Genomic DNA, 13876 nt, shown 5'->3' on the forward strand with positions numbered 1-13876 from the left:
GCAAAACCCAGCAAGCGGTCGCCGTACAACTCATGCGCCTTCTCGAAATTATGCTTTGCCAAATCCAGCAGCCACAACTGCCCGCCCGGCTTCAAAATTTTATACGCCGATTTGATCGTCAGCGCCGGGTCGCTCGCGTGATGCAACGCCTGGCTCAGGATCACCAGGTTCACCGAGTGCGCGTCAATCGGCGGATTCTCCAAATCGCCCAGGCGAAACTCCAGGTTCTTCAATCCATTTTTCTTCGCCTTGTTCGCGCCGAACGCCACCATCTTTTCCGAGTTGTCCACCGCAATGACTTTCTTCGCGCGCCGCGCCAGCAACTCGCTCAACAACCCTTCGCCCGATCCCAAATCCGCCACCACCAGCGGCGGAATGATGCGCAATAGCAAATGCCCAAACGCCTGCCATGACCGCCCCGGGCCATAACTTCGGTCAAACCGTCCCGCGACCTGGTTGAAATAAACCTGCGCCTGCTCGTGCCGCAACCCGACGATGCGTTTCAGGTTGATCTGGTCCGCCTTATTTTCCGTCAATTCCTTCGCGCCACAGATCGCCAGCCGGATCACTTCCGACGCCGTGCCGTTCGCCGCCGCCAGCAATTTATAAAACGTCCGCTTCCCTTCGCGCCGCGATTGCAACAATCCCGCTTCCTGCAACAAACCCAGATGCGTCGAGATGCGCGATTGCCCCATGCGCGTGATCTCCTGCAACTCATTCACGGAAAGCTCTTCCCGCTCCAGCAGCGCGATGATGCGCAGCCGCGTCGGATCGGACAACGCCCGCAAGGCTTTTAAAGTAGTAGTCATAAAACAAATAGCAAAACTTCCCGCAACTCCGATCTCTTCCCCCTCTCCGCCGCTTGCGGAGGAAAGGGCCGGGGAGAGGTGGTCCCTTCGGTCACTTCCAGTTTTAGATTCTCCAAAAATTCAGTTGACGCATTTTTAAAATCTTATATCATCTTATCCTGATACGTCAATATGTATTAAAACAGCGGCATTTTATCGGGCTTTGGTGTCGGAAAATTGGCACTCAAGTTTTCGGCCAGGATGCCGCTTAATAACGTCGGTCACCATAAAATATAAATGAGCAAAAACTTCATCTTCTCTTCCGAGTCCGTCGGCGAAGGCCATCCGGACAAAGTCTGCGATACTATTTCTGATGCCGTTCTCGACGCCTGCCTCGCGCAGGACCCGCGCAGCCGCGTCGCCTGCGAGACCTACGCCAAGAGCAACCTCGTGGTCGTCGGCGGTGAGATCACCACCAAGGCCAAGCTTGACTTCAACGACATCGCCCGCGCCGCCATTCGCGAAATCGGTTACACGCACGACGACGACGTTTTCCATGCCGACAAAGTGCTCATCATGAACGCCATCACCTCGCAAAGCCCCGATATTTCCCAGGGCGTTGATGCGAAGGCTGCCGACGGCAAGGACACCGCCGAACAAGGTGCCGGCGATCAGGGCCTCATGTTCGGTTACGCCTGCACCGAGACTCCCGAACTGATGCCCGCGCCCGTCATGTATGCGCATCAACTCGGCCGCGAACTCACTCGCATCCGCAAGGCCGGCAAGGTGGATTGGCTTCGCCCCGATGCCAAGAGCCAGGTCTCCGTTCAATACGAGAACGACCAACCCGTGCGCATCACCAACGTCGTTATCTCCACCCAACACGCCGAAGACGTGAAGCACAAGGAGATCAAGGATTTCATTACCAAGGAAATCATCAAAAAAGTTTTGCCCGCGCACCTGCTCGACAAAAAGACCCAGTTCCTCATCAATCCCACGGGTCGTTTCGTCGTCGGTGGACCGCAGGGCGATACCGGTCTGACCGGCCGCAAGATCATCGTGGACAGCTACGGCGGCATGGGTCGTCACGGTGGCGGCGCGTTCAGCGGCAAAGATCCGTCAAAGGTGGACCGCAGCGCTGCCTACATGGGCCGTTACGTTGCGAAAAATATTGTCGCCGCCGGCCTCGCCACCAGCGCGGAAATCCAGTTCGCCTACGCCATCGGTTATCCTGATCCCGTGTCCGTTTGCGTGAACACCTTCGGCACCGGCGTCGTCAGCGACGAAGCCATCGAAAAAGCCGTGCAGGAAGTTTTCAGCTTCAAGCCCGCCGCGATCATCAAGCAACTCAACCTCCTCCGACCCATCTACTCGAAGACCACCAACTACGGTCACTTCGGCAAGGTGGACGACTTGAATAGCATCACTTGGGAAAAAACCGACAAAGCCGCAGCTCTGAAAAAGGCAGCGAAGAATTTGTAATTCGTTCTGAAATTGAAATCAAAAAATTAAAAAATTATGGCTGCTATTAAATTGCCCAAGTCGCCGAAAAACCGCCTGCCGAAAAACGGCAACGGTTCTAAACAAGACTATAAAGTTGCCGACATCGGTCTCGCCGATTCCGGCCGCAAAGAAATCACCATCGCCGAAGCTGAAATGCCCGGCCTCATGTCTATCCGCAAAAAATATGCGGTGGGCAAGCCGTTGAAAGGCGTGCGCATCACCGGTTCGTTGCACATGACTATTCAGACCGCCGTTCTCATCGAGACGCTCGTGGATCTCGGCGCGGACGTTCGCTGGGCTAGTTGCAATATCTTCTCCACGCAGGACAACGCTGCCGCGGCCATTGCCAAAGCCGGCGTTCCCGTCTTCGCCTGGAAAGGCGAATCGCTCGAAGAATATTGGGATTGCACTCTCGACGCCGTCCGTCATCCGAATGGCAAAGGCCCCGAACTCGTCGTTGACGACGGCGGCGACGTGACGCTGCTCATCCACAAAGGTTATCAGCTTGAAGATGGCGACAAGTGGGTAACGTCACCTTCCGGCAGCCACGAAGAACAAGTCATCAAAAACTTGCTTAAGAAAGTTTATAAAGAGAATCCTACCTTCTGGCACAACATCGTGAAGGATTGGAAAGGTGTTTCAGAAGAAACCACCACCGGCGTCCATCGTCTCTATCAGATGAAGGAAGCGGGCAAGCTGCTCGTCCCCGCCATCAACGTAAACGACTCGGTCACCAAGAGCAAATTCGACAATCTCTACGGTTGCCGCGAATCCCTCGCCGACGGCATCAAGCGCGCCACCGACGTCATGGTCGCGGGCAAAGTTGCGGTCGTTGCCGGTTACGGCGATGTCGGCAAAGGTTCGGCGCATTCACTTCGCGGTTTCGGCGCGCGCGTCATCGTCACCGAGATTGACCCCATCAATGCGCTTCAAGCCGCGATGGAAGGTTTCGAAGTCACCACGCTCGAAGACACCCTCGGCACGGGCGACATCTACGTGACCACGACCGGTAATTGCGACATCATCACGCTCGAACACATGGCCAAGATGAAAGACCAGGCCATCGTCTGCAACATCGGCCACTTCGACAATGAGATCCAGATTGACCGCTTGAACAACGCCAAAGGCGTCACTCGGCTCAACATCAAACCGCAAGTGGATCGCTACACCTTCGCCGATGGCCATTGCATCTACATGCTCGCCGAAGGCCGCCTCGTGAACCTTGGTTGCGCCCATGGCCATCCGAGCTTCGTGATGTCCAATTCGTTCTCGAACCAAACCCTCGCGCAACTCGACCTCTGGGCGAACCGCGAATCCTATGAACCCACCGTCTATCGTCTCTCCAAGAAACTCGACGAAGAAGTGGCCCGCCTGCACCTCGAAAAAATCGGCGTGAAGCTCACCAAGCTCAGTAAAAAACAAGCCGACTACCTCGGCGTCCACGTCGAAGGCCCCTACAAACCCGACCACTACCGCTACTAATCAACGGGAGGGCGAGCGTACCCGCGAGCCCCATATCAATTCAAAAGGCGAACGGCAACCCCGTTCGCCTTTTTTGTTTCTAAAACGTCAGTCTCTGTTTTGTGAACGTGATAGCGAGAGGACATGGATTATAATTGCTACAAATCCAGCCAGCATAACCCATCCAATTAACGAAATCAGACAGCTAAGTGGCCAGCCGAATCCTTCAAGCCAATCTGGCAATGTCTTCGGAAAAAGTGGTTGGAACAACATGTTCGGCCAATTTGAAAGCCAGTAAAACGGGGAATAAATATACTTGCCCACCAACGTATAACTAAAAAAACAAAAAAGCAGACCCACTTGCGCAACAATGCTGATTCCAATCGCTCCTGCGCAATATAGAAACAAGCGGCGTTTAAATCTCATTGGTTCAATTCAATCAAATCTCGCACTGCCGATCCAAGATTGACGAGACATTCCTCGCGTGTTTTCCACTGCCCATTTGCTCCAGGCACTTCCAAACATGTGGCCCAAAAACCGCCTTCATCCGGCTCTCCCCGATGCACAATAGCCGTAAATTTTTTCATAAGTTGAATATCTCGCCGAACTATACTTGACCAACCGCAAACGATACTCCTCATTGTGCTAGTCGAGAGGATGTTTCGACCGCAGTCCAGGAAATTTTTTAAAGTCGCGATCCGTTGTAATCAATTCGCAACCGGATTCTATGGCAAGCGCAGCCAGCCACGCATCTGGAACGAGGTTGCCGACAGCCGGAGTATCTCTGCATAAAGTTGTGAAAATCTGCCAATGACGGACGCCCGGGACAATCACACGGCAGTTTGTCTGCTCCCTGATTTGCTTGGTGAAATCCAATGCACGATCAATCGCGGTCGGCACTTGAAAAATGCGCGGATTGGTTACTAATCGCAGGAAAGCGCTCAAAACAAAATCACTTAACCCATATAGCTGGCCATTCTGAACAACCCCCTCAAGCCATGACCGATACCGGAGATGATCCCTGGCATCTACACGATTTGCATACACCAGGACATTTACATCCGGCAAAATCATTTTTGCGATTCCATGCGATCAAGCAACGCCGCCGAGTTATCAAGATCAACTCCCGGAAGAAGACCTCCGCCGCCAGATGTTGTCAGATGAAAAGATGGTTGAGGTGGGACGGCTATCTTAGCGGCAATTTTGTCGCGAAGTGTTTGCTCAATTAAATGAGACAAATCACGTCCGCTTTCACTGGCCAGCTTCGTCGCCTCCGCAAATACAACATCATCCAGTTGAATCGTCGTTTGCATGCGCCAAACTCTACGTCAAAATAATGTAGCTGTCAAAACCGCTTACAGTCTTGCGGCGACCCGAAACATTCTCAATTTTTAATTTTGCGTTTTTAATTTCCCACCTCCGCGTCTCCGCGACTCCGCGGTAAAAATCCCGCTTCTACAGATTTCAATTTGTCTTTCCCCATTCACCCATTACGTTCTCCTGCCATGCAAGTTTCCGAAACCATCCAATGCCCCTTCTGCGGCCAGAGCTTCGACCTCACCATTGACACCAGCATCCCTTCACAGACCTTCACTACCGATTGTGAGATCTGCTGCCGCCCCTTTGAAGTCACCGTCGAATGCGAGCCCGGCGAAATTCTTGGCTTGGATGTCTCCGGCAATTAGCCCAAAGTCCGTCATTATGTTAAATCCGCTCACCATACTTTGGGTTTATATCGTGCTGCTGTTCCTCGGCGGCCTTGTTGGCTTTCTCAAGGCCGGCAGCAAAATGTCCCTCATCATGTCCGCCGCGTTCGCGGTCATTCTCATCCTTTGCGCCATCCGCATCATCACTTATCCGCTGGCCGCCGATTACGTGATGCTGTTCCTGCTGCTCTTTTTCGCCGTGCGCCTCACCAAGTCCAAAAAATTTATGCCCAACGGCCTGATGTCCATCATCACGCTCGCCGCTCTCGTTCTCCGCCACGTCCATTTTTAATTGAGGCAAAGAATGTAAATCCGTCCCTCGCGTCCGAACCCACGTTCTTTAATTCCGCATAGTGGCCGTCCGCAAGGACCATTCCGCACTGAAATGTTGCCCATTTGGCAAATTCACGATTCGATTCTCCGCGTCCTCCGCGAAGGCAACCGCCTCGTGCTCGTCGCACCCACCGGTTCCGGCAAGACCACGCAAGTCCCGCAGATGCTCCTCGACGCCGGCCTCGCTGGTGATCGCAAAATCGTGGTGCTGCAACCGCGCCGCGTCGCCGCCCGCACCGTCGCCGCGCGCGTCGCGTGGGAGCGCCAGGTCAAACTCGGCGCGGAAGTCGGCTACCAAATTCGTTTCGATGATGTCACCAGCCTTGGCACGCGCATTTGTTTTGTGACCGAAGGAATTTTGTTGCGCTGGTTGCAGAACGACCGCGACCTCGCCGACGTCGGCATCATTCTCTTCGACGAATTTCACGAACGCAATTTACTCAGCGACGTCGCTCTTGCCCTCGCCAAACAACTCCAACAATCCCGCCGCCCCGATCTAAAAATCGTAGTGATGTCCGCCACGTTAGACGCCGAACCCGTTGCCGATTATCTCTCCACCGCCTCCGTTTCCGACAATTCCGCACTCCGCACTCCGCATTCCGCACTGCCCTGCCCCATTCTCATCTCAGAGGGCCAAAGCTTTCCCGTCGAAGTCCGCTACCTCGACAGCCACGACGAACGCCCTGCCACCGAACAAGCCGCCGATGCCATCGAACGCATCGTCAATTCCGGCGCGCACGGCGACATCCTCGTTTTCATGCCCGGCATGGGCGAAATCGCCAGCACCATCAACGCCTGCCGCGCCATGCACACCACCGAACGCGTCGCGCTGATTCCCCTTCACGGCGAATTGCAACCCGAAGAGCAGGACCTCGCCTTCGCGCCGAATCCGCTTCGCAAAATTGTCGTCGCCACTAATGTCGCCGAAACTTCCGTCACCATTGACGGCATCCGCCACGTCGTGGACAGCGGCCAGGCCCGCATCGCGCGTTACGACGCCGAGCGCGGCATCGGCACTTTGGCGATCGAGGAAATCAGCCGCGCCTCCGCCGACCAGCGCAAAGGCCGCGCCGGCCGCACCGCGCCGGGAACGTGCTACCGCCTATGGACGCAAAGCGGACACCTCAATCGTCCCGAGCGCAACACGCCCGAAATCCAGCGCAGCGATCTTGCGGAAGTCGTTTTGCTCCTGCACTCGCTCCATATTTCCAAGGCCGCGCAATTCGACTGGCTCGACAAGCCCGACGCCATCGCCGTGGAACGCGCGGAAAATCTTTTGCAAATGCTCGGCGCGCTTGATTCCGCCGCCGCCGAACTCACGCCCATCGGCCGCCAGATGCTGCATTTGCCGATGCACCCGCGTTACTCGCGCATGCTCATCGAGGCCGCGCGCCTCGGCTGCGTCAAACCCGCCGCGCTCTGCGCCGCGCTCGTCAGCGGACGCGATCTTCTCCAGCGCCTGCGCCGCGATGACAAACACATCGCCGAGGCGCGCGAACTGTTTGAAGCCAGCCAGGACTCCGATTTTTTCACGCTCATGCGCGCCTACGAATTTGCGCGAAAAGGCAATTTCAACTTCGACCAATGCCGCCGCTACGGCATCCACGCCCAATCCGCGCGCCAGGTTGAGCAAACGTATCAGCAACTCATCCAAATCGCCGAAAAAAAATTACCCTCGACCGATAATCGCATTGACGACACCGCCCTACTCCGTTGTTTGATGGCCGGTTTTATTGATCAACTTTGCATCCGCCGCGATCTTGGCACGCTTGATTGCGACCTCACCGAAGGCCGCACCGGCGCGCTCGTGCGCGAGAGCGTGGTGCAAAATTCCCCGCTGTTCGTCGTCGCCTCCATTCGCGAAGTTCCCGGACGCGGCGAAAAACCGCTCACGCTCCTCGGCCTCGCCAGCGCCGTCAAACTCGAGTGGATTTCCCAGACCTTTCCCCAGCACATCACCGTGCAAGTCGAACATCTCTACGACCGCACGCACAAACGCGTCGCTGCGATTCGCATGGTCCGCTTCCGCGACCTCGTCATCCACCATGAGCACCAGCGTGAGATGGACGACGCCGCATCCGGCCGTTGCCTCGCCGAAGCCGCGCGCAAAGAATATTTTGAGCTTCCGCTGCTCAATCACGAAATCAAACAATTCATCGGTCGTGTGAATCTTGTTTGCGCCGTCATGCCCGAACTGGATTTTCCTCCCTTCGACGAAGCCGCCATTACCAAGTGTCTCGCCACCGCCTTCGCCGGCCTCACGCTGGCTAAAGAAGCCCAAGCCGTTCATCTGCGCGAACATTTTTTAAGACATCTCGCCAAGGAACAAGTCGCCTGGCTCGATGAATTATTGCCGCTCACGATACCGTGGCCTGACGGACGCAAACTCAAACTCCTCTACGCCGAAGATGCCACCGGCAAAGACGGCGAGCCCAACCCGCCCGAGTTGCAGGTGAAACTTACGGAATGCTTCCCGCTCAAGGAACACCCCCTGCTTTGCGAAGGCAAACTCTCCGTCAAACTCTGGCTCGCCACGCCCGACGGCAAACGCCTCGACTCCACCCTCGATTGGCCCTCCTTCAGAACGAGCGTCTATCCCAAACTCAAGCCCGCCCTCCAAAAAAAATTCCCCGGCACGATGTGGCCATAGAATTCGCTAAGGCCCGCGACGCATTTTCCCAATTCCGCACTCCGCACTGCCTTGGCATTCTCTAAGCTCTCCATAACCCAGAATGAATCCGTGGGTGGAATCATTGGGAGTTTTGCTAATTGCAGTGGGAGGAACACTCCTGGGCGCGTGGTGTTCACGCCTGCCGAACCGATACTGGCTCATCGGCTATTTCATCCCGCTATTCCTGATCGCGCTCTACGCCGTCGCCAGCCGATTCCCCATACTTATATTCACGCCGCCGATTTCATGGATGATGCTGGGCCGGGCAAAATTCGCCAGCGTCGGTTTCATCGGCGCGATGATGCTCACTACGCCCCTGCTGAAACTGCCGTTGCGGCGCGACCGCATTGCGCTTGGCTGTCTTGGCGCGGTCATCGTTCTCCTCGCTTCCGTGTGGCCGTTCCTTGCGCCCGCTTTCAATCACGATTATCTGGCGAGCCTCGTCACGCGCATTGATTCCGACGGCGTCTGCCTGCAAAACACCGCCTACACGTGCGGTCCCGCATCTGCTGTAACTGCCCTGCGCAAACTCGGCCTGCCCGCCGAAGAAGGCCAGGTCGCGATTCTCGCGCACACCAGCGCGGCCGCCGGGACTCCGCCCGATGTCCTTGCTCAAGCGCTCGCGCAAGAATATTCAGCGCGCGGTCTTGTCTGCACGTATCGCCATTTCGCCAGCGTGGATGAATTGAAACGCGCCGGACTGACACTTGCCGTCGTGAAATTCAATCTCGTCCTCGACCATTATGTGACAGTTCTTGATGTCAGTGGCGATACCGTCACCGTCGGCGATCCACTCAACGGCCTCACCAAAATGACCTTCGTCGAATTCGCGGACAAGTGGCGTTTTGAAGGCGTCGTGCTCTCGCGCAAATAAATTGGCTCGCGCAACGGATAAAAATCTTGAATTGCTCTCATTACCGAAACCACCAAACGGCAGTTTGGTCCTGCCGCGAGCGCGACAATAGCCTTGCGAAAACGGCAAAAATCGTTACTTTGATTACTAATGAACGCGGCTGATTCTCCACCTACTCCTTTGCGAGGTGCGCCGCTTTGGCCTTTATCCGTGGCCGCGTATCGCGCGCTGGGCGAAGCGGGCTTGATTCCCAAAAATACCGAACTTCTCTATGGTTTGGTTTACACCAAAATATCCAAGTCGCCATTTCATAGCTTTCTGGTTGCCCGTCTGCTGCGCCTGTTGGAGGCAGTGATTAAACCCGGCTGCCTAATCCGATCGGAGCAACCGATAACCTGTTCCGATTCCGAACCGGAGCCTGACGTCTCCGTTGTGCGCGGCACCGAAAGCGATTTTTTTGCCGAGCATCCCCACACTGCGGAATTGGTTGTCGAAATCTGTGTGACCAGCCACGACTATGATCGCTCGAAATTGCGCGCTTATGCTTCTGCCGGTGTGAAAGAATGCTGGTTCGTGCTGGCGCCGGAAAAACAGATCGAGGTTTACCGGAAACCGCTGGGCGAGCAGTTCACTGAACGCACGACCCACGGACCAGGCGGAACACTCGCCAGTATCGCTTTGCCGGAATTTGTTCTGACGCTCGAAAATCTCTTCGCGAAGTAAGAACCCATCGCCTTTTAAAGGCGTCGTGCTCTCGCGCAAAACATTGTAACGATTCGGGGCTTGACGCCGCGCGCGCATGCCAAAGATGCTAACCGGGATGATTTCAGGGCACGATCCCCGCAACTGCGCCGCCGGCAAACCACCGGCCAAGCCGAAGAACCATCGCTGGCCGTCGTTCTTCAAAAGTTTGCCAATCCCACTGGTGGTGCTGGTGCTTTTTTATTTTGCGCCGCATTGGCTGAACTCCAAAGTGCGCAACCAGATCATCGGCGATCTCAATAATAACACCCGCCTTACCGCCGCCGAACGAAACGACCGCATCGAATTTTTTTCCAAAGTGGATTTTGCCAAGGTCGCGTTGGACGGTGCACCGGAACTTGCCACCTTGCATGAGGGACTCGTCAAGGCGGGCCTCGCCCAAACCTATCGCTTTCTGCGCTGGGGCTTTGGCGCTTCACTGCTGCTCGTCGTGATGCAACTCGCCGCGATGGGTTACATGACCATCCTGAATTCGAAGGCAAAAGAATCGCAGGAAAATCTTATTCGCAATTATAAACTTGGCTGGCGCATCGGTATGACTTGCGCCTTCATTCAAATTTTGTTGCTCGTTCCCCTGCTTACTTACGCCTCGTACGAATTTCCGATCATCTGGGCCGATCATTGGTATCCCAAACTGGTGCTGGTGATTGTCATCCTTGGCGGGACGGTCCTCATCACCAGCGCGAAGATTCTTTTGACCAAGGTGCCGCTGCGATTCAACGAGCCGATGTCCCGGCGAGTCTCGCGCGCCGAAGCGCCGGAATTGTGGGACGCCGTGCTGACCGCTGCCGCGCGGCTTAACGCCACGCCGCCGGACAATATCATCATCGGTTTGCAGTTGAATTTTTACGTCACCGAACTCGCCGTCTGGGATGGCAAGGAACTCGCGCAGGGCCGCACGTTGTTTCTATCGTATCCGTTGCTCAAACAACTTCCCGAGGAGGAAATCATCGCCATCATCGGCCATGAACTCGGTCATTTCATCGGTGATGACACGCGCCTCACGCGGGAATTTTATCCGCTGCATTTAAAAACCCACGGCACGCTCGTGGCGTTGGCGGGCGCAAAATACATCGGCTGGACGACGCTCCATTTTTTGAATTTTTTCGATTGGTCATTCGCCGAAACCAAAAACACCGTTTCCCGCCGGCGCGAATTGCTGGCGGATTCGAAGGCCGCCGCCGTCACTTCGCCGCGCGTTGCCGCCAGCGCGCTCGTGCGGTTCCACGTGCTGCTCGAAGCTTTCAAGCAGGGCATGGTGGATGCCGTCACCAAGGGCGGCCAAAGCCCGCTGGATATTCCCCTGCACACGGTGGTGCGCGAAAAACTTCCCGCGGGCGTGGCGTTTTGGGATGAATTGTTCCAGCAAAAATTGCCGCATCCGCTCGACACTCATCCCGCTTTGCATGTGCGCCTTGAAGCGCTCGGTCAGACGATTGATGCCAAAGCCGCCGAGGCGCTCGCAGTCCAGGAAAATGAAAGCGCCTACAGCCGCTGGCTCGCCCATCGCTCGGAATTGTTTGCCGACCTGCGCAACCAGGCCGATGCCGCCATTGGAACGATGCGTTCTCGCGCGCAGGTCACCACCGCCGATTATCAAACCGCCGATGGCCGCGAGTTGCTGGATAAACATTTCCCGGTTCGCAAATGGAAATCCAGCGCGAGAGCTTTTTGGATTTGTTTGATCGTGTTTGGCTGTCTGGCCGGCGGTCTCGTCGCGCTGGCGATGTTCCTGCCTGCCGAAATGGGTCCGCTGCGAATCTTTTTCGCGTTCTTCGCCTTGCTGCCAGTGTATGGAGTGGGTGTCCTCTGGGTGCGGCATCGGAATGGGGAATTGACTCTCGACGCCAACGGCCTGAGCTATACCGGCTGGCATCGCCAACTTCGTTTCGCCGATTTGCAAAAAATTTCCTACCGAAAAACCTATGGCAGCGTGAGCGCGACATTTCATCTGAAGCAGGCACAACGCCCGTTTTGGAAAATGACCCTCTTCGAATTTAAGCGAAAGAACTTGAGCTATTCGTTCTCCGGGCTGGCCGGAGTAAAGCAATTAACCGTCGCTCAAACCATCTTCAATTACTTCACGCGGCAAATCCCAAAATGATTTTTGCTTTTCTGCGCGATTGCAAATCGTTTCGCGCTATGGCTCAGTAACTCGATGAGCAACGCGTCCGCAACCTTTGATTCTCTTCTCGACCGCTATTTTAAATCCCTCCTCGCCGAGCATCCCACGTTCGCCGCCAGCGCCGGCCTCCCGGACAGCCGTGGCAAACTTGGCCGCGCCAACCTTGCGCACGAAAAACGCTGGCACGCCAAACGCCAGCAAGCCCTCACCACGCTTGAATCACTTTCCCCCAGCGAACTCAGCAATGAGCAACACCTCGACCGCCTCGCTTTTCGCAGCCAGCTATTGCGCGAGTGCGAAGACTTCGAGCGCGGCCGTCATGCCTTAAACCCGGACGCGCTCGACCACGTGCTCGGCGCTCTCCTTCACGAACTCCAGCGCGGCGAAGACGAGCCAGCCGTGGTTGCGAAACATTTGCGTTCGCTCCTGCGCGAAACTCCTCAATATCTCACCGAAGCCGCCACCCTGATTGATCGTCCCGAACGCGTCTGGCGCAATAGCATGGAACAAACTGCCGCGGGAGCCGGTTCGCTCTTCGACGCCGTTGCCGTATTTCTGAAAAGTGTTTCGCCTCACGCTTCTGACGCGCGGCAAATCGCCGCCGCAAAAAAAGCTTTTGCGAAATATCACAAACAAGTGGTTGCCCGTCCGCTGGCGCCGTCCGGTTCGTTCGCGGTGGGCGCCGCCATTCTTCAACGCCGCGTCCGCGATCAACTCGGCCTTGATTATTCGCTCGGTGAAATCGAGTCACTCGCACTTTCCGAAGTCGCGCGCGTCGGCGAACTTCTAAAAAAAGCCACCGCCAAATTTGGCCGGGGCAAGTCCACCGATGAAATCATTCACGAGAGCCGCGCCGCGTGGAATCCCGGCGATGATTTGCTCGGCGTGTATCGCCGCGAAACCCAGCGCGTCGCCAAGGCTTTTCGCGCGACGAAAGCGGTCACCTTTCCCAAAGGCGAAACCCTGGACGTTCGCCTCGTGCCGGAATTCATGCGCCATCTTTTCCCCACTGCCGCGTACACGCAGCCGGGCGCGTTCGAGAAACGCCAGCGCGGAATTTTTTGGGTCAACGACCTCAGCGCCACCAAAAAAACCGAGGCCGAAAAACTCGCCGAACGCCAGCAGCATTTCGGCCTCAGCCTTACCTGCGCGCACGAAGCCTATCCGGGCCATCATTTGCAATTCGTCACCGCCAATCGCCACCCGCGCCCATGGCGGCGGCTTTTTGCGCACGCGGTTTTTTACGAAGGCTGGACGCTCTGGTGCGAGCAGATGATGGTGGATTTAAAGATCGAGCGTTCGCCGTGGCTCGAAGTTCAGCAGCTTCACGATGCCCTATGGCGCTGCCATCGCATCCTCGTTGACCTGCGTTTGCAGACGGGCCGCTACAGCTATGAACAAGCCGTCGCGCATATGCAAAAAAATCTCGGCTTCACGCGCGCCCGCGCCGCCGCCGATGTGAATTGGTACACCGCCTCACCCTCGGTGCCGATGAGTTACTGGCTCGGACGCCTTGAAAACGAACGCCTCCGCAAACGCCTGGTGATCGGGCGCGGCTGGACGCTGCAAAAATTCAACGACTGGCTTATCAGTTTCGGCACGCTTCCACAGGCGTGGCTGGAAAAATATGGGTTGGATTAAGCCCAAAATATTTCCGCCATTGTAACTCCGAAA

13 protein-coding genes are annotated in these 13876 nt (G+C 56.1%); 9 read left to right on the forward strand and 4 right to left on the reverse strand.

Annotated features, from left to right (window positions below; translation table 11 throughout):
- Positions 1-809 (reverse strand): metalloregulator ArsR/SmtB family transcription factor (locus tag VH413_13870; GenBank protein HEX3799779.1); only part of this gene is annotated, 809 nt, incomplete at its 3' end.
- 276 nt (positions 810-1085) lie between these two features.
- Between VH413_13870 and metK the strand changes: the two genes are divergently transcribed.
- Both metK and ahcY read left to right on the forward strand, forming a co-directional pair.
- Complete coding sequence (gene metK / locus VH413_13875; protein HEX3799780.1) at positions 1086-2270, forward strand: methionine adenosyltransferase; 1185 nt, start codon at positions 1086-1088, stop codon at positions 2268-2270.
- A gap of 36 nt (positions 2271-2306) precedes the next feature.
- Positions 2307-3773: an adenosylhomocysteinase gene (gene ahcY / locus VH413_13880; protein ID HEX3799781.1), complete on the forward strand. Its 1467-nt coding sequence runs from the start codon at positions 2307-2309 to the stop codon at positions 3771-3773.
- 401 nt (positions 3774-4174) lie between these two features.
- Here the strand turns inward: ahcY and VH413_13885 are convergent, their stop codons facing one another.
- Genes VH413_13885 through VH413_13895 form a run of 3 tightly spaced genes read right to left on the reverse strand, consistent with a single transcriptional unit; the run spans position 4175 to position 5065 of the window.
- Positions 4175-4339, reverse strand: coding sequence for a type II toxin-antitoxin system HicB family antitoxin (locus VH413_13885; GenBank protein ID HEX3799782.1), 165 nt, complete (start codon positions 4337-4339; stop codon positions 4175-4177).
- Positions 4340-4397: 58 nt separating this feature from the next.
- A complete protein-coding gene (locus VH413_13890; GenBank protein HEX3799783.1) occupies positions 4398-4826 on the reverse strand; it encodes a type II toxin-antitoxin system VapC family toxin in 429 nt (142 codons plus the stop codon).
- Positions 4823-5065, reverse strand: a complete 243-nt coding sequence (locus tag VH413_13895) for a DUF2191 domain-containing protein (GenBank protein HEX3799784.1) — start codon at positions 5063-5065, stop codon at positions 4823-4825. The genes VH413_13890 and VH413_13895 overlap by 4 nt, the downstream gene beginning before the upstream one ends.
- 192 nt (positions 5066-5257) lie before the next feature.
- Between VH413_13895 and VH413_13900 the strand changes: the two genes are divergently transcribed.
- The 7 genes from VH413_13900 (at position 5258) to VH413_13930 (ending at position 13843) form a co-directional block, all read left to right on the forward strand.
- Entirely contained in the window at positions 5258-5437 is a 180-nt protein-coding gene (locus VH413_13900; protein ID HEX3799785.1) for a CPXCG motif-containing cysteine-rich protein, read from the forward strand.
- 16 nt (positions 5438-5453) lie between these two features.
- The gene (locus tag VH413_13905) at positions 5454-5750 is read left to right on the forward strand and encodes a TMEM14 family protein (protein ID HEX3799786.1); all 297 of its coding nucleotides are present in this window, start codon (positions 5454-5456) and stop codon (positions 5748-5750) included.
- A 93-nt stretch (positions 5751-5843) separates the two neighbouring features.
- Positions 5844-8441, forward strand: coding sequence for an ATP-dependent helicase HrpB (gene hrpB, locus VH413_13910; GenBank protein ID HEX3799787.1), 2598 nt, complete (start codon positions 5844-5846; stop codon positions 8439-8441).
- Positions 8442-8523: 82 nt separating this feature from the next.
- A complete protein-coding gene (locus VH413_13915) occupies positions 8524-9336 on the forward strand; it encodes a cysteine peptidase family C39 domain-containing protein (protein HEX3799788.1) in 813 nt (270 codons plus the stop codon).
- Between the two features lie 189 nt (positions 9337-9525).
- The gene (locus VH413_13920; GenBank protein ID HEX3799789.1) at positions 9526-10038 is read left to right on the forward strand and encodes a Uma2 family endonuclease; all 513 of its coding nucleotides are present in this window, start codon (positions 9526-9528) and stop codon (positions 10036-10038) included.
- Between the two features lie 97 nt (positions 10039-10135).
- Entirely contained in the window at positions 10136-12181 is a 2046-nt protein-coding gene (locus VH413_13925) for a M48 family metallopeptidase (GenBank protein HEX3799790.1), read from the forward strand.
- 54 nt (positions 12182-12235) lie between these two features.
- The gene (locus VH413_13930; protein HEX3799791.1) at positions 12236-13843 is read left to right on the forward strand and encodes a DUF885 domain-containing protein; all 1608 of its coding nucleotides are present in this window, start codon (positions 12236-12238) and stop codon (positions 13841-13843) included.
- The last annotated feature ends 33 nt before the right edge of the window (positions 13844-13876 follow it).

This window comes from Verrucomicrobiia bacterium, assembly GCA_036268055.1.
GTDB lineage: Bacteria > Verrucomicrobiota > Verrucomicrobiia > Limisphaerales > Pedosphaeraceae > DATAUW01.

Excerpts from the sequence above, each read along its gene's own strand:
- metK (HEX3799780.1), top strand. The coding sequence starts at position 1,086 with ATGAGCAAAAACTTCATCTTCTCTTCCGAGTCCGTCGGCGAAGGCCAT.
- ahcY (HEX3799781.1), top strand. The coding sequence starts at position 2,307 with ATGGCTGCTATTAAATTGCCCAAGTCGCCGAAAAACCGCCTGCCGAAA.
- VH413_13885 (HEX3799782.1), bottom strand. The coding sequence starts at position 4,339 with ATGAAAAAATTTACGGCTATTGTGCATCGGGGAGAGCCGGATGAAGGC.
- VH413_13890 (HEX3799783.1), bottom strand. The coding sequence starts at position 4,826 with ATGATTTTGCCGGATGTAAATGTCCTGGTGTATGCAAATCGTGTAGAT.
- VH413_13895 (HEX3799784.1), bottom strand. The coding sequence starts at position 5,065 with ATGCAAACGACGATTCAACTGGATGATGTTGTATTTGCGGAGGCGACG.
- VH413_13900 (HEX3799785.1), top strand. The coding sequence starts at position 5,258 with ATGCAAGTTTCCGAAACCATCCAATGCCCCTTCTGCGGCCAGAGCTTC.
- VH413_13905 (HEX3799786.1), top strand. The coding sequence starts at position 5,454 with ATGTTAAATCCGCTCACCATACTTTGGGTTTATATCGTGCTGCTGTTC.
- hrpB (HEX3799787.1), top strand. The coding sequence starts at position 5,844 with ATGTTGCCCATTTGGCAAATTCACGATTCGATTCTCCGCGTCCTCCGC.
- VH413_13915 (HEX3799788.1), top strand. The coding sequence starts at position 8,524 with ATGAATCCGTGGGTGGAATCATTGGGAGTTTTGCTAATTGCAGTGGGA.
- VH413_13925 (HEX3799790.1), top strand. The coding sequence starts at position 10,136 with ATGATTTCAGGGCACGATCCCCGCAACTGCGCCGCCGGCAAACCACCG.
- VH413_13930 (HEX3799791.1), top strand. The coding sequence starts at position 12,236 with ATGAGCAACGCGTCCGCAACCTTTGATTCTCTTCTCGACCGCTATTTT.